9 protein-coding genes are annotated in these 15,483 nt (G+C 73.1%); 4 read left to right on the top strand and 5 right to left on the bottom strand.

Annotated elements, in window-relative coordinates; all coding sequences use genetic code 11:
* Positions 1-21 precede the first annotated feature (21 nt).
* The 4 genes from ACSRUE_RS36165 to ACSRUE_RS36150 all read left to right on the top strand — a co-directional run bounded on the left by ACSRUE_RS36165 (position 22) and on the right by ACSRUE_RS36150 (position 6,559).
* Complete coding sequence (locus ACSRUE_RS36165; protein ID WP_441287551.1) at positions 22-3,516, top strand: HAD-IC family P-type ATPase; 3,495 nt, start codon at positions 22-24, stop codon at positions 3,514-3,516.
* A complete protein-coding gene (locus tag ACSRUE_RS36160; RefSeq protein ID WP_437745864.1) occupies positions 3,513-3,797 on the top strand; it encodes a hypothetical protein in 285 nt (94 codons plus the stop codon). Before ACSRUE_RS36165 ends, ACSRUE_RS36160 begins: the two co-directional genes overlap by 4 nt.
* A complete protein-coding gene (locus ACSRUE_RS36155; RefSeq protein ID WP_441287550.1) occupies positions 3,794-4,408 on the top strand; it encodes an HMA2 domain-containing protein in 615 nt (204 codons plus the stop codon). The genes ACSRUE_RS36160 and ACSRUE_RS36155 overlap by 4 nt, the downstream gene beginning before the upstream one ends.
* A 924-nt stretch (positions 4,409-5,332) precedes the next feature.
* Positions 5,333-6,559 carry a collagen-like protein gene (locus ACSRUE_RS36150; protein WP_441287549.1) on the top strand — a complete coding sequence of 409 codons (1,227 nt, stop codon included), beginning with the start codon at positions 5,333-5,335 and terminating at the stop codon, positions 6,557-6,559.
* 222 nt (positions 6,560-6,781) lie between these two features.
* Here the strand turns inward: ACSRUE_RS36150 and carB are convergent, their stop codons facing one another.
* The 5 genes from carB to ACSRUE_RS36125 all read right to left on the bottom strand — a co-directional run bounded on the left by carB (position 6,782) and on the right by ACSRUE_RS36125 (position 15,245).
* Positions 6,782-10,054 carry a carbamoyl-phosphate synthase (glutamine-hydrolyzing) large subunit gene (gene carB, locus ACSRUE_RS36145; RefSeq protein ID WP_441287548.1) on the bottom strand — a complete coding sequence of 1,091 codons (3,273 nt, stop codon included), beginning with the start codon at positions 10,052-10,054 and terminating at the stop codon, positions 6,782-6,784.
* 3 nt (positions 10,055-10,057) lie between these two features.
* Positions 10,058-11,224: a glutamine-hydrolyzing carbamoyl-phosphate synthase small subunit gene (carA, locus tag ACSRUE_RS36140; RefSeq protein WP_437768741.1), complete on the bottom strand. Its 1,167-nt coding sequence runs from the start codon at positions 11,222-11,224 to the stop codon at positions 10,058-10,060.
* Between the two features lie 356 nt (positions 11,225-11,580).
* Complete coding sequence (locus tag ACSRUE_RS36135; protein WP_441287547.1) at positions 11,581-13,299, bottom strand: carbamoyltransferase family protein; 1,719 nt, start codon at positions 13,297-13,299, stop codon at positions 11,581-11,583.
* A 195-nt stretch (positions 13,300-13,494) separates the two neighbouring features.
* Entirely contained in the window at positions 13,495-14,712 is a 1,218-nt protein-coding gene (locus tag ACSRUE_RS36130) for a molybdopterin molybdotransferase MoeA (RefSeq protein WP_441287546.1), read from the bottom strand.
* Positions 14,709-15,245 carry a MogA/MoaB family molybdenum cofactor biosynthesis protein gene (locus ACSRUE_RS36125; protein WP_441287545.1) on the bottom strand — a complete coding sequence of 179 codons (537 nt, stop codon included), beginning with the start codon at positions 15,243-15,245 and terminating at the stop codon, positions 14,709-14,711. The genes ACSRUE_RS36130 and ACSRUE_RS36125 overlap by 4 nt, the downstream gene beginning before the upstream one ends.
* Positions 15,246-15,483 lie beyond the last annotated feature (238 nt).

The raw sequence follows: 15,483 nt of genomic DNA, 5'->3' as shown, positions 1-15,483 counted from the left end.
TCCGCCTCAGCGCGGAGGATCATGGAGCGTCGGGGCACAGGCTGGATCGATCTTCGTGGCGGGCGCAGGGGCCGCGGCGGCGCCGGCGCGCGGCGGCGCGCCCGCGCAGATCGCACGCCTGCGCGCGATCTGCACGGGCCCGCCGGGATCGCGCGGGTGCGCGCGGAGGTGGCCGGCCTCTTCGGAGACGCTGCGCGCGCCGCGCGCATCGAGCGCGACCTCGCGGCGATCCCCGGCGTCGTGTCCGCGCGGGCGAGCGCGCGCACCGGGCGGGTGCTCGTGCGCGTGGGGGAGGACGCGGCCGACGAGGCCGCGCTCGTGCTCGGCGCCCACGCCGTGCCCGGCGCCCCGCCGCCGCCGTCCGCGCGCCGCGCCGTTCGGGCCATGGCCGAGGGCGTGGGCGCGCTCGTGTGCGCGGCGCGCCGCTGCGCGCGCCCCCGCGAGGGCCCGGCGGGCGAGGACGAGCGACGCGCGTGGCAGGCGCGGGCCTGGGGGAGCCAGGTCGCGCCGGCCGGGCAGGGTGAGGGCGCGCCGGCCGGGCAGGGTGAGGGCGCGCCGGCCGGGCAGGGCGCAGGCGAGCGCGCCCGCCGCGTCGATGTGGCGCTCTGCGCCCACGCGGAGGACGCGGGCGAGGTCGCCCGCGCGCTCGGCGTCGATCCGCGCGAGGGGCTCCCCGCCGCCGAGGCGCGCCGCCGCCTCCGCGCGGTCGGCCCGAACGAGCTCGCCGGCGTCGCGACCCGCTCGTCGATCGAGATCCTCGCCGGCCAGATCGTCACGGTGCCCACGGCGATGCTCCTCGGCGCGGCGGGCCTGTCGCTCGCGCTCGGCGACATGATCGACGCAGGCGCCGTCCTCCTCGTCGTCGGCGCGAACGCCGCGATCGGCACGTACACGGAGTCGCGCGCCGAGGAGCTCCTGCACGCGTGGGGCGACCTCCGCGTCGGGTGGGCGCGCGTCGTGCGCGACGGGCGCGAGCAGCGGCTCGCCGCGTCGGAGATCGTGCCGGGCGACGTGCTCGCGCTGCGCGCGGGCGAGCCGGTCGCGGCGGACGCGCGCGTCCTGGCCTCGCACGCCCTCGCCGCCGACGAGAGCACGCTGACCGGCGAGAGCGAGCCCGCCGAGAAGTGCGCCGCGAGGGTCGACGGCGGCGCGCCGCTCGCCGAGCGCCGCGGCATGGTGTACGCTGGCACCACGATCGCCTCGGGCGAGGGGGCGGCGGTGGTCGTCGCGACGGGCCGGTGGACCGCGCTCGGGGACATCCAGCGCGCGCTCTCCCGCGAGTCCGAGCGCACCCCGCCGCTCGAGCAGGAGCTCGCCTGGATCGGCCGGCGCCTCGCGACCTTCGCGCTCGCGAGCTCCTCGGCGGTGATGGTCGTCGGCCTCGCGCGCCGGAGGCCGCTCCACGCGCTCTTGCGGAGCGCCGTCGCGCTCGGCGTCGCCGCCATCCCCGAGGGGTTCCCCACCGTGGGCACCACGGCGCTCGCGCTCGCGAGCCGCCGCCTGCGCGGCTCCGGCATCGTGATCCGCCGCCTCGCCGCGGCCGAGACGCTCGGCGCGGTGAGCGTCGTCTGCGCCGACAAGACCGGCACGCTCACCGAGAACCGGATGCGGGTGGCCGAGATCTTCCTCCCCGGCGAGGGCGCGCTGCGGGTGGAGCGCGCCGCGCGCCGGGGCGGCGGCGCGGGGCCTGGGCGCGGGATCGCGCTGATCGCCGAGGACGGGCGCGAGGTCGACGTCGCCGCCCCGCGCGTGCACGCGCTCGCGCGCATCGCCGCCCTCAACGCCGACGTCGAGCTGAGCGAGGCGGGCAAGGTCGTCCAGGGCAGCGGCACCGAGCGCGCCCTCGTGGAGTTCGCGCTCGCCGCCGGCTACCCCGTGTCGGCGCGGCGCCTCGCGGCGCGGCGCGTGAGCGAGGCGCGACGCTCGGCCGAGCGCGCGTTCATGGTGACGGTCCACGATCACCCGGAGCTCGGGCACATCGAGCTCGTGAAGGGCGCCCCCGAGCAGGTCGTCGCGCGCTGCGACGCGCCGCCTCGGCGCGAGGGGGCCGGCGACGAGCGCGCCGAGGCGCTCCGGCACAACGACGCGATGGCCTCGCGGGGGCTGCGCGTGCTCGCGCTCGCGTGGCGGCAGAACGGCCGGCCGGACAACGACGCTCCGCTCGAGTTCGCCGGCCTCGTCGGCCTCCGCGACCCGCCGCGCCCCGGCGTGCGGGAGGCGCTCGAGGCCCTCTCCGGCGCCGGCATCCGGACCCTGATGCTCACGGGCGACCAGGAGCGGACCGCGCGCGCGATCGGCGTCGAGCTCGGCATCCCGCCGGACGCCGTGCACAGCCGGGTCACCCCGGAGGCCAAGCTCGACATCGTGCGGGCGCTCCAGCAGGGCGGCGCGATCGTGGCGATGACGGGCGACGGCGTGAACGACGGGCCCGCGCTCAAGGCGGCCGACGTCGGCGTGGCCATGGGCAAGCGCGGCACGGACATCGCGCGGGCCGTGGCCGACGTGGTCCTCGCCGAGGACGATCTGCCGAGCCTCACCGAGGCGGTCCGCGAGGGGCGGCGGCTGCACGACAACGTCCGCCGGGCGATCGCCTACTTCGTCGCGACGAACGCGAGCGAGGTCCTCACGATGCTGATCGGCGCCCTCTGCGGCGCCTCGCCGCTCACGCCGCTGCAGCTGCTCTGGATCAACCTGCTCACCGACGTGGCGCCGGCGCTCGCGCTCGCGCTCGAGCCGGCCGAGGCGGGCATCATGCGGCGCCCTCCGCGCGACCCTGCGGCGCGGCTGCTCGGCGCGGCCGATCTCCGCGCGCTGGGCGTGGACGCGGCCGCGATGTCGGGCGCGTCGCTCTCGGCGTACGCGCTCGGCGGCCGGGCCACCGCGGGGACGAGGGCGTTCACGGCGCTGGTGACCGCGCAGCTGCTCCACATCCTGGCCTGCCGCGCCGGCGCCGGGGAGGGCGCTGCGGCGGCCGCGCTCCGCCGGGACAGCCCGCACGTGGCCCGCGCGCTCGCCGCCACGTCCGCGCTCCAGGCGCTCGCGCTCGGCTCCAGGTCCCTGGGCCGCCTGCTGGGGGCGCAGCGCCTCCGCGGCGGGGAGCTCGCGCTCGCCGTGGCCGTAGGCGCGCTGCCCGCGCTGCTCCGCGGTGCTCCGGGGCGCTCCGCGAGCGCTGGCCGCGAGATCGTGATCGTCAACGGCAGGCGCGCGGAATCGGAGTCGGAATCGGAGTCGGAATCGGAGTCGGAATCGGAGTCGGAATCGGAGTCGGAATCGGACTCGGACTCGGAGTCAGAAGCCGAATCGGAATCGGAGTCGGAGTCGGAGTCAGAATCGGAGTCGGGCTCGGAGTCAGAAGCCGAATCGGACGCGTCAGCAGAAGCGGAAGCAGCAGGCGCGAGCGCGGAAGCGGAAACCGACCAGGGCGCAGGCGAGGATGCGGGGGCGGCCGCGAGACGCAAGCAAGGCGTGCGCGCCGCGCGCGTCGCGGGGCTGCGCAAGGGAGACATGGCATCATGAAGTTCCATCCACCGTCGTTCGCCCTGGGGGTCGGCACGGCCGTCCTCCTGATGGGCAAGAAGCAGCACCTCCGGCCGGTGGTCGTCGAGATCGCGGCGCTCGGGCTCCACCTCGGCAGGCTGGGCCTCGGCTTGCTCGAGCGCCAGCGGGAGCACGTCGAGGATCTCTTCGCCGAGGTCGCCGAGCGGGTGCGCCAGAAGGCCGCGGGCGGGGCGCGCGGCGAGCGGGCTGCGCGCAAGAGCAACGGCGCCTCGGAGCTCCACGGCGAGCCGTCGTCATGACGTCGCCGGCGGTCCTCGTCGTCCACGCCCTGGAGCGGCGCGTCCGCCTGCGCGCGCCGGCGCTGGCCGGTCATCGTCGGGTGTGCGAGCGGATCGCGGAGCAGCTCGCGGCCGATCCCGCCTGCGAGGTCGTCTCGATCCGTCCGATGACCGGCTCGGTGATCGTCGAGCGCTCCGAGGGCGGGCTCGATCCGGAGCGGCTCCGCGCCCGGCTCACCGGGCTGGTCGACGGGGCGCGCGAGGACGATGGCCACCCGCTCGGCGCGCCGCGGCCCGAGGGGCACCCTGGTCCGACGCGCGTTGCCCGCGCGCTCGCGCACGCCTTTGCCGGGATCAACGCCGACGTGCGCGAGGCGATGGATTACCGCGCGGATCTGGGCACCCTCTTGCCGGTCGTCTTCGCGGCGGCGGGGCTCGCCGAGGTCGGGGCGACGCGCAGGCTGCCTGCGCCGGCCTGGTTCAACCTGCTCTGGTGGTCGCTCCGGTGGTTCATGACGTTCAACCCCGGGGCGATCTCGGAGGAGCTGCACAGCGACGGCGGGGCGCAGGGCGAGCCGGGCGTCGCGGGCGAGGGGCCCGGCGAGGCGGCGCCGGTGTGCGACGATCTCTAGAGCGACGGTCACCCGCTTCGGATACGGGCCCACCTCGACGTTTTCGGTGCTCAGCGCACCGGAGTGCGCTTCCGCGCCGAAAACGCCGATCTGGGCCCGTCTCCTGTGCGGGTGACCGTCGCTCTGCTGCGGCTCTGGATGGTGCAGAGGGGGGGCGGAAACCGCTGTAAAAAGGCATGTTCCCTCCGCGGACACCCCGCCGGTCGGGGCGCTCCGGGCGCGGCCGAAGGCGGGCCCGGAGCGCCCGGCGCGCGGAAGCAGCGCTCGGCGGGAGCTGCCCCCGCGCGCTCGCGCGGAAGGCAGGAGAGCGAGGGTCGAGGGCATTCCGCCGGCGGGGCCAGGATTCTCGGCGTTCACCTCGCCTCGGACATCTCCTTGCGATCGCGGCGTGAGCGTGTCGGCGCGCTTTCGAGCTCGTGGTGCCGCCTGTCGACCCCGACGTAAAGCGGCGATGTCTCACAATGGCTCGGGAATAGATTGAACCTTGGTGGCCGCGCGCGTACCTTCCTGGTCCGGATCGTAAGCCCCGGAAGCAGAGGGGGACACGTTGATGGTGCGACTGCAATTCCCGGTGTGGCTAGGCCTGACTGTTGCATCGCTCGCCGTGTCTCCGGGCTGTAGCTGTGGCAGTCCCGACGTGTCCGTGACTGGGGCCGGGCCGGGGGGTGAGGGGCTCGGGGGCGCTGGCGGGGCTGGTGCAGGCGATCCTGTCGCTTCGGCGGGCGGGGGTGGCGCAGGTGGGCGCCCCGAGGTGGGGGATCGGGGCATCGCCGCGGGCGAGATGGTCAGCGCGGGGAAGGTCGTGAGGAGTCCGAGCTATCGCATGGTCTTCACGCTCGGTCAGCCGACGCAGAATCAGGGAAAGACGACCTCACCGAGTTACCGCGTGCAGGGCGGTCTGGTCGGGGCGAACGGGAGCGTGCCATGAACGGGATGGGACGGCGTGTCCTCGCGATGGGTGTTCTTCTCGCCGCCTCCGTCGGCCTCGCGCGCGGCGCCGCCGCCGCCGTGCCGATGCAGATCTCGCATCAGGGGCGGCTCTTCACGGCCAACGGCGAGCCGGTCAATGACGTGCTCTCGGTGACGTTCGCCATCTACGCCGCCGAGGACGACGACGAGCCGCTCTGGAGCGAGGAGATCGCGCTCTCGTTCGACGAAGGCTTTTTCTCCACGGTGCTCGACTTCACCGAGGAGCAAGCCGGGAAGGTCTTTGACGGCTCGGTTCGCTACATCGGAATCACGGTCGGGGACGATCAGGAGATGGAGCCGCGCGCTTCGATCGGGAGCGTCCCGTATGCGATGGTCGCGAACAACGCTGTTGGTGAGATCACGCCGAAGCTGGTGAAGATCGGCGGCAGGGTCGTCATCGACGAGAGCGGCAACTGGGTGGGCAACTCGAGCGGAATCGCGGGGCCGATGGGACCGGCGGGGCCGACAGGGCCCCAGGGGCCGGAGGGACCGACGGGGCCTGAGGGGCCGACGGGGCCCGCGGGCGCAACAGGGCCCGAGGGGCCGGCGGGCCTGCCCGGCGAGAGGGGACCGATGGGGCCCGAGGGACCGATGGGCCCCGTCGGCCCGATGGGGCCCGAGGGGCCAATGGGGCCCGAGGGGCCAATGGGACCCGAGGGACCGATGGGACCCGAGGGACCGATGGGGCCCGAGGGGCCGATGGGACCCGAGGGGCCGATGGGACCCGAGGGGCCGACGGGGCCTCAGGGGCCGACGGGTGTGGTCGCGACGATCGCGATTGCGGGCAACATGGCTCCCCTTTTTGAGGGGGGCAGCGCCGCGTATGCCTTCGTCGGCCCCCCGGGGTTGGTGACCATCACCGGCAACCAGCGTGTGACCGGATCGGCCTCTGCGCCGCTCGGGCTGCGGCCGTCCAGCTCTGCGTTCGTCGCCCCGCTCGGCCTCTGTTACCAGCGGCGCGGCACCGGCGAGCTCGTCAACTTCTTCGGCGGCGCCTTCGCGAGCCACTACTTCACGCCGACCCGCACGACCTACTCGGTCTCTGCCACGACGGTGCTGCCAGAGGGCGAATGGAATGTCGGCATGTGCGTCCGCAATGAGGGGACCAGCCCGATCCAGGGATCGACCACGTCGACCGGCAACGGCATGGTGAACGGCTGGTTCATCGTCACGAACGACTGAGGGCGAGCCCGCCGTCCGGGTTCGTGAGCCCGCCTCCGCTCCCATGAAGTCGGCAGGCCCCGCGGTGGGGGCATCCGTCGCGGGGCGCGGAGAGGGCCGGTGTTGGTTCTGCTCTCGGGAGGGCAGCCGGCCCCATGGGGGAGTGCCCGTCGCGGGGCCGGGCGGCTCGGCACGACCTCCCGAGCCACCCGGAGCCTCTCCTCGCCGCGTCGGCGCCTCAGATCACCGGAGCGCCACCGGGCTCCGCGCGAGGTACTCGTCGTAGGACAGGGTCCGCAGATCCTCGATCCTCTTCGCGCGCATCGCCCCGATGACCGCCCGCGCGAGCTGGAGGTCCGTGAGGAGCGGGATGTTCGCGTCGACCGCGCGCCGCCGGATCAGGTAGCCGTCCGGACGGCCGAGCTGGTCGTACTCGCGGGGGATGTTGATCACGAGATCCACCTTCCCCTGCTCGATGGCGCTCATCGCCGTCTCCCCCTCGTCGGGCTGCTTCGCGAGGCTCGTGCACGCGAGCCCGAGCGCCCGGAGCGCCTCGGCCGTGCCCGGCGTCGCGAAGATGGGGAGCTTCAGGTGCTCGGCGATCACGCGGGCCTCGTCGGCGAACCAGTACTTGTCCTCGAGCGGCCCGAGCGAGAGCAGCACGCCCTTCTTGGGGAACCTGAAGCCGGTCGCGAGCAGCGAGTGCAGGAGCGCCTCGTGCATGTCGTCGCCGAAGCAGCCGACCTCGCCGGTGCTCGCCATCTCCACGCCGAGCATCGGATCGGCCCCCACGAGGCGCGAGAACGAGAACATCGGCGCCTTCACCCCGACGTAATCGAGGTCGAGCCCGCGGTTCTCGACCGGCTGCGACACGCCGAGCATCCTGCGCATCGCCTCCCGGACGAAGTTGTTCCCCGTGACCTTCGACACGAAGGGGAAGCTCCGCGACGCGCGCAGGTTGCACTCGATCACCTTGACCGTGTTGTGCTTGGCCAAGAACTGCATGTTGAACGGCCCGGTGATCGAGAGCGACCGCGCCACCTGCTGGGCGATCTGCTTGATCCTGCGGATCGTCGCGATGTAGAGCGACTGCGGGGGCAGGACGAGCGTCGCGTCGCCGCTGTGGACGCCGGCGTTCTCGATGTGCTCGCTGATCGCCCAGAGGATGATCTCCCCGCGGTCGGCGACCGCGTCGATCTCCACCTCGCGGGCGTGGGTCTCGAACTTGGACACGACCACGGGGTAAACGGGGGAGACGGCCTTGGCCCGGGCGAGGATGCGATCGAGCTCGTTGGGCTCGTGCGCCACGCTCATGGCCGCGCCGCTCAGCACGTAGCTCGGGCGCACGAGGACGGGGAAGCCGCCGAGCTTGTTCACGATCTCGCCCGCCTGGCCCGCGTCGACGACGTGCGCCCAGCGCGGCTGGTCGATCCCCAGCCGGTCGAGCAGATCGCTGAACTTCTTCCGGTCCTCGGCGGTGTCGATGCTCCCCGGGCTCGTGCCGAGGATGCGCGCACCCGCCTCGTGCAGCCGGAGCGCCAGGTTGTTCGGGACCTGCCCGCCCATGCTGACCACGATGCCGTAGGGCTGCTCCCGCTCGTAGATGTCGAGCACCGTCTCGAAGCTGATCTCGTCGAAGACCAGCTTGTCGCACGTGTCGTAGTCGGTGCTGACCGTCTCCGGGTTGTAGTTCAGCATCATGGTCTCGTAGCCGAGCTCCGAGGCCGCGCGGATCGCGTTGACGCAGCACCAGTCGAACTCGACGCTCGATCCGATGCGGTAGGCGCCGGAGCCGAGCACCATGATCTTCTTCCGCCAGGACGGCGCGACGTCCGCGGCCGACGCGTGGTAGCTCGAATAGAGGTAGTTCGTCTCGGCGGGGAACTCGGCCGCGAGCGTGTCGATCTGCGCGAGGTGCGGCACGACGCCGTGCCGCTTCCTGGCCTCCCGGATCGAGCCCCGCGGCGCGCCGGTCAGCGTGCCGATCATCCGGTCGCTGAAGCCGAGCTGCTTCGCCTCCCGGAGGGTCGCCTCCTCGAACGCCGGCTCCTGCGCGGCCGCGGCCTTGTCGGACTGCGCGGGGACGGCGACCTTGAGCGTCTTCAGGTCCCGGTGCATCCGGACGATCGGCTCGATCTGGTTCAAGAACCACCGGTCGATCTTGGTGAGGTTGTGGATCTCGTCGACCGACATCCCCTCCTGGAGCGCGCTGGCCACGGCGAAGATCCGGAGCGGCGTCGCGTTCTGCAGCTCGTCGCGGAGGTCCTGGAAGGTGAACGCGTCGGGGTCGAGCCCCTTCACCCCGATGTCGAGCATGCGGAGCGCCTTCTGGATGACCTCGGGGAACGTCCTGCCGATGGCCATGACCTCGCCGACGCTCTTCATCTCGCTGCCGATCCGCATCGACGCGCCGCGGAACTTGCCGAGGTCCCAGCGCGGGACCTTGCAGACGAGGTAGTCGAGCGCCGGCTCGAAGAACGCGGTCGTCCTGCGGGTGATCGCGTTGGCGATCTCCGGCATGGTGTAGCCGACGGCGATCTTCGCGGCGACGTAGGCGAGCGGGTAGCCCGTCGCCTTGCTGGCGAGGGCGCTCGACCGGGAGAGGCGCGCGTTCACCTCGATGACCCGGTAATCGGCGCTGTGCGGGTCGAGCGCGTACTGGATGTTGCACTCGCCCACGATGCCGAGGTGGCGGATCGTCTTCAGCGCGACCGAGCGGAGGAGCTGGTACTCCTCGTCGTTCAGCGTCTGCGACGGGGCGACGACGATCGACTCCCCGGTATGGATCCCCATCGGGTCGAGGTTCTCCATGTTGCAGACGGTGATGCAGTTGTCGCGCCCGTCCCGGACGACCTCGTACTCGATCTCCTTCCAGCCGCGGAGGCACTCCTCGACCAGCACCTGGGGCACGCCGCCGGCGAAGCCGCGGCGCACGGCGTCATCGAGGTCGCGCTCGCTCTCGACGATGCCGCTGCCCTTGCCGCCGAGCGCGTAGCCGCCGCGGAGCATCACGGGGAACCCGATCTCGCGCGCCGCCGCCATGGCCTCGGCCGGCGAGCGGCAGGCGCGGCTGCGGGCGGTCTTCACGCCGATCTCGTCGAGGCGCTCGATGAAGAGCCGCCGGTCCTCGGTGTCGCGGATCGCCTTGATCGGCGTGCCGAGCACCCGCACGCCGTACTTGTCGAGGATGCCCGAGTCGTGGAGCTCGAGCCCGCAGTTGAGCGCCGTCTGCCCGCCGAAGGAGAGGGCGATCGCGTCGACCTCCTCCTTGAGGATGATCCGCTCGACGAACTCCGGGGTGACCGCGCAGAGGTGGATGCGGTCGGCGAGCCCCTCGCTCGTCTGGATGGTGGCGATGTTGGGGTTCACGAGGACGGTGGCGATCCCCTCCTCCTTGAGGGCCTTGATCGCCTGCGACCCCGAGTAGTCGAACTCGCCGGCCTGGCCGATCTGGAGCGCGCCGGAGCCGAGCACGAGGACGCGCCGGGGTTTCTTGGGGAGATACGCGCCGTACATGGCTCAGCTCCTTCCTGCGGTGGGGGTGGCGCGGGGCTCCGCGGCAGCGGCCCCTGCGGTCTTGAGTCGCGAATCGGAGGACCCCTTCATCGCGCCGCAGAGGCGGAGGAAGTCGTCGAACAGGTAGCTCGCGTCCTCGGGCCCGGGCGTCGCCTCGGGGTGGAACTGGACGCTGAAGAAGGGGCGGAGCCGCGAGCGGATGCCCTCGTTGGTGCCGTCGTTGATGTTGACGAACCAGGGCTCCCACTCGGCGGGCAGCGACTCGTGCTTCACCGCGTACCCGTGGTTCTGGCTCGTGACGTAACAGCGGCGGCTCAGGAGGTCCTGCACCGGCTGGTTCACGCCGCGGTGGCCGTACGGCAGCTTGAAGGTGTCGCCGCCGGCGGCCAGCGCGAGGATCTGGTTGCCGAGGCAGATGCCGAAGATCGGCTTCGTGTAGGTCCCGAGCAGGCCGCGCACCGCGGCGACCAGCTGGCCGAGGTCCTTGGGGTCGCCGGGGCCGTTGCCGATGAGGATGCCGTCGGCGCTCTCGGCGAGCTCGGCGATGGGCGCGTGGTAGGGGGCGCGGATGACGGTGACCCCGCGCCGCAGGAGCGAGCGGACGATGTTGTCCTTCGCGCCCGCGTCGATGAGGAGCACCTTCAGGGGGCCGCCCTCGTACGTGATGGGCTCGCGGGGCGAAACGAGGCGGAACACCTCCTCGCGCATGTCCACGGCCTCGGCCGAGCGCTTCACCCGCTCCAGGTCCATCTCGGCCGGGAACAGCCAGCCCTTCATCGTCCCGACCTCCCGGAGCCGCCGCGTCAGCGTGCGCGTGTCGATCCCCGTGATCGCCGGGATGCCCTCGCTGGCGAGCCAGGCGCCGAGCGAGCGGACCGCGGCGTGGTGGCTGTAGCGCTCCACGTAGCTCTGGACCACGAGCCCCTGCACCTGGATGCGGTCGGCCTCGTAAGGCCCGTCGACGCTGCCAGCTTTGCGCGGCGCGGGCACGCCGTAGCTGCCCACGAGCGGGTACGTGATCGACAGGATCTGGCCTCTGTACGAGGGATCCGTGAGCGTCTCGACGTACCCCGTCATGCCGGTGTTGAAGACGACCTCGCCGCTCACCGCGCGCGGGGCGCCGAAGCACCGGCCCGTCATGGTCGTGCCGTCTTCGAGTACGAGCTTCATCCGATTCGCATCCATCCTCTTTGACCGCCTGGGCCGCCGCGGCGCGGACCCTTACGCAGGAGGGGCCGTGAGCGCATGCAGCGCCGTGGGCCCATGGGGTACCAGGTCCGCGCGCACGCCGCGCGGCGGGCCGGCATCATGCTCGAGGCAAGGCGTCCAAGCACCCCTGGTCGTCGGAGCCGGTTGCTCCGGCGCTCCGTCGAGGTGGGGCAGGGCGCCCGGCGTCCCGTTCTTCCACATGCCGGGGACGCCCATTTGCCGTCCCCTCGCTCCACGTCAACCACGAACTTTCGGCCGAGCCTCCACGGCCGCTTCTGGCGGGCTTTTCGCCGGCCCGCCAGGAGCGCGCGGTCTGCCTAGAGGGCCGGCGCGCGCTCGAGGTAGGCCCGCTCGAGGACGAGCACGTCCATCTTGGTCCGGAGGAAGCAGTCGAGCGCTTCCTTTGGGGTGCAAACGATCGGCTCGCTGGCGTTGAAGGAGGTGTTCAGGAGGACGGGCGTGCCCGTCTGCCGGCCGAACTCGCTGAGGAGCGCGTGGTAGCGCGGGTTCTCCTGGGCGGTCACCGTCTGGAGGCGCCCCGTGCCGTCGACGTGGGTCACGGCGGGGATCTCGGCGCGGCGCTCGGGCTTGATCTTGTAGACCTTGACCATGAACGGGTCCGGCGAGGTCTGCTCGAAGTAGTCGCCGACGCGCTCGAGGGGCAGCGCCGGCGCGAAGGGGCGGAACATCTCGCGGCGCTTGATCCGCTCGTTCATCGCGTCCTTGATGTCCGGCCGCCGCGGGTCGCAGAGGATGCTGCGGTTGCCGAGCGCGCGCGGGCCGTACTCCATCCGCCCCTGGAACCAGCCGACCACCTTGCCCTCGCCGAGCGCCCTGGCGACGCGGGGGATCAGGTCCTCGTCGGGGAGGGTCTCGAACGCGACCTGCTCCTTCCGGAGCAGCTCGTCGATGGTCTCCTGCGAGAAGGCCGGGCCGAAGTAGCTGTGCGTCTGGTGAAAGCCGCGCGGGTTGTCGAGCTTGTGGTGGTGGACGTAGAGCGCCGCGCCGAACGACGTGCCCGCGTCGCCGGCCGCGGGCTGGATGAAGACGTCGTCGAACAGCCCCTTCGGACGGATCTTCCCGGCGGCCACGCTGTTGTAGGCGCAGCCGCCCGCGAGGGCGAGGCGCGGCGAGCCGGTGAGGTGCTTCGCCGTCGCGAGCAGCTCGAAGTAGACCTCCTCGAACGCCGCCTGCGTCGAGGCGGCGACCGCCATGAAGCGATCTTCCATCCGGCCTTTCGCGCTGCGGGCGGGGCCGAGCAGGTCGATCAGGCGCTCGGAGTGGATGGGGCCGTAGCGGGGCTCGCCCTCCCAGGTCATCGCGATGCCCTTCGTGTGGTGCTGGAAGTACTCTAGCCCGAGCTCGAACGCCCCGTCCTTGACGCGCACCACCTGCCGGAGCTTGTCGAGCAGATCCGGCTGGCCGTAGGCCGACAGCCCCATGACCTTGTACTCGTCGCCGAACTTGGGGAACCCGAGGTATTGCGTCAGGCCCGAGTAGAACAGCCCGAGCGAGTGGGGGAAGCCGACGTGCCGGAGGATCTCCAGCTTGTTACCGCGGCCGCGCGCCCACATCGTGCTGACGAAGTCGCCGAAGGCGTCGATGGACAGGACCGCCGCCTCGTCGAAGCCCGAGGGGAAGAACGCGGAGGCGAGGTGCGCGCGGTGGTGCTCGACGTTGTGCGACGCGGCGCGGATGCGCTTCGGGTCGACGCCGAGCGCGGCGCCGAGGTGCACCTTCGGGTCGCTCGCGCCGAGCGAGCCCTTGAGGAGCCCCGCCGGCGAGCGCCGCGTCAGCGCGTAGAGGAGCTTGTCGCCGAGGTGCGCCCTCGTGTCGCGGCTGATCGCGATGTGATCGATGTCCTCGACCCGCGCGCCCGCGGCGCCGAGGCAGTACTCGACCGCCAGCCGCGGGAAGCCCGCGCAGTGCTTGATCCTGCTGAACCGCTCCTCCTCCGCCGCCGCGACGAGCTGGCCGTCGACGAGCAGGGCGGCCGACGCATCGCCGTGGTAGGCGTTGATCCCGAGGATGAGCATCGCTCCGCCATCTTCCGGTGCCCCCGCGCGAGGGTCAAGGTGCGCCCTCCGCCCGAGCGCGGTGTGACGGAGCGCGGGTTCGTGACGTAAATTCGCCGGCCGCGTGGCAATGCCGCGTGCTGGAGGCAATGCGCGGCGCGCCGTGGCCAATGCGCGGCAATGCGCGGCGCGCCGTGGCCAATGCGCGGCGCGCGGTCAGATCTCCGCGAGGCGGATGGCCTCGAGGCGATCGCCCTCGTCGATGCGCTCCCGATCGGCCGGCACGACGACGAGCGCGTCGGCCTCGGCGAAGCTCGTGACGGCGCCCGACGCCTGGTTCGCGGCGATGCGGGCGACGAGCTCGCCGCTCGAGGCGTCGAGGCGGGTGCGGAGGAACTCGGCGCGACCGGTCTGGCGCCGGAGCGCGCTGTCCGCGCGGACGATCACGCGGGGCGGCCGCGGCGCCGCGTCGCCCTGGAGCGCGCGGAGCAGCGGCACGCCGAAGAGGACGAACGTGAGCGAGGCCGAGGCCGGATTGCCTGGCAGCCCGAGCACGTGGACGACGCCGCACCGCGAGAGCTCGGCGTGCCCCACCGCGAGCGGCTTGCCCGGCTTGATGGCGACGCGCCAGAAATCGAGCGACACGCCGGCTGCCTCGAGCGCGGGGCGGATGATGTCGTGGTCGCCGACGCTCACGCCGCCGACGGTCACCACGAGATCGGACCCGCGCAGCGCCGTCGACACCGCCTCGGCGGCGCGCGCCGCGTCGTCGGGGACGAACGGCGCGATGCGGACCGCCGCGCCCGCAGCGCGCGCGGTCGCGGCGATGAAGTAGCTGTTCGACTCCGGGATCGTGCCCGCGGGGCCGGGCGAGCCGGGCGCGCGCAGCTCGTCGCCGGAGCACATCACCGTGACCACGGGGCGGCGCGCGACGAGGACGCTCGGGCGATCGAGCGCGGCCGCGAGCGCGACCTTCCCCGGGGTGAGCCGCGCTCCTCTGCGCAGCGGGACGGCGCCCTCCGCGAGGTCCGCGCCCCGGCGGCGCACCCAGGCGCCCGCCCGCGGCGCTTCCTGCAGGGTGATCTCGTCGCCGCTGCGCGCGGCGTCCTCCTGCGGCGCGATCGTGTCGGCGCCGGGCGGCAGCCGCGCGCCGGTGAAGATCCGACACGCCGTGCCCGGGTGGAGCGCTGGCAGCGGGCGGCCGGCCGCGCTCTCGCCGCGGACGGGCAGCCTGAAGGGCCCGCTGCCCGCGAGGTCGGCCGAGGCGAGGGCGTAGCCGTCCATCGCGCTGTAGTCGAAGGCGGGCATCGCGTCGGCGGCCGCGATGTCCTCGGCAAGCACGCGCCCTGCCGCGTCGTCGAGCGGCACCCGCTCGGGGCCGACCGTGACAGCGGTCGCGAGCAGCCGATCGAGCGCCTCTTCGAAGGGGATCATCCGCGCTGCTCCTCGCCCTGCTCGGGCTGCGGGTGCCGGGGGTGGTGTCCGCCCTTGCCGGACGCCAGCGTGACTGCGTGCACCAGGACGGGGCCGATGATCTGCGTGACGGCGAGCTCCACCGCCTTCGGGCTGCCGGGCAGCGCGATCACCACGAGCCCTCGCGCGACGCCCGCCGCGGCGCGCGACAGGATTGCGTTCGGCCCGATCGCGTCCCAGCTCAGGCGCCGGAACGCCTCGCCGAAGCCGTCGAGCGTCTTCTCGAAGAGCGGCGCGAGCGCCTCGAGGGTCCGGTCGCGCGGGGCGATCCCGGTCCCGCCTGTGGTGACGACCGCGTCGGCCGAGCCTGCGTCCGCGATCTGAACGATCGCCGCTCGCAGCAGCTCGGGCTCCTCGCGGACGACGGCGTGGGAGGTCACGGCGAAGCCGGCGCGCTTCAGGAGCTCGCCGAGGAGCTGTCCGCCCTCGTCATCGTCGAGGGTGCGGGTGTCACTGAGCGTCAGCGTGGCGACGCGCACGGGGGAGCGGCTCATGCGGCAGGTTTACGCCTGTCCCCCACGGTTGGCGAACTCTTGACGACGCCGCCGCGACGTCGCGGCGGACTTCGCGCGGGGCGCGCGCGGTGGCGTCGTGGCGCGGCGGCGCGGTGCTCGACCGGGCGAAGGCGGCCTCGCTGCGTCCCTGGCGCCCCCGCCGCGCTGAGCGCGCCCCGCCGCGCGTGGCGCGGCCTTGTCGCTGGCATCATCGACGGTGGATGGCTTTCGCCCCGTC

The sequence above is a fragment of the Sorangium sp. KYC3313 genome (genome assembly GCF_052075895.1).
Classification (GTDB): domain Bacteria; phylum Myxococcota_A; class Polyangia; order Polyangiales; family Polyangiaceae; genus Sorangium; species Sorangium cellulosum_B.
Note: the sequence above shows the minus strand (reverse complement) of the source record. Positions and strands in the feature narration are given on the sequence as shown.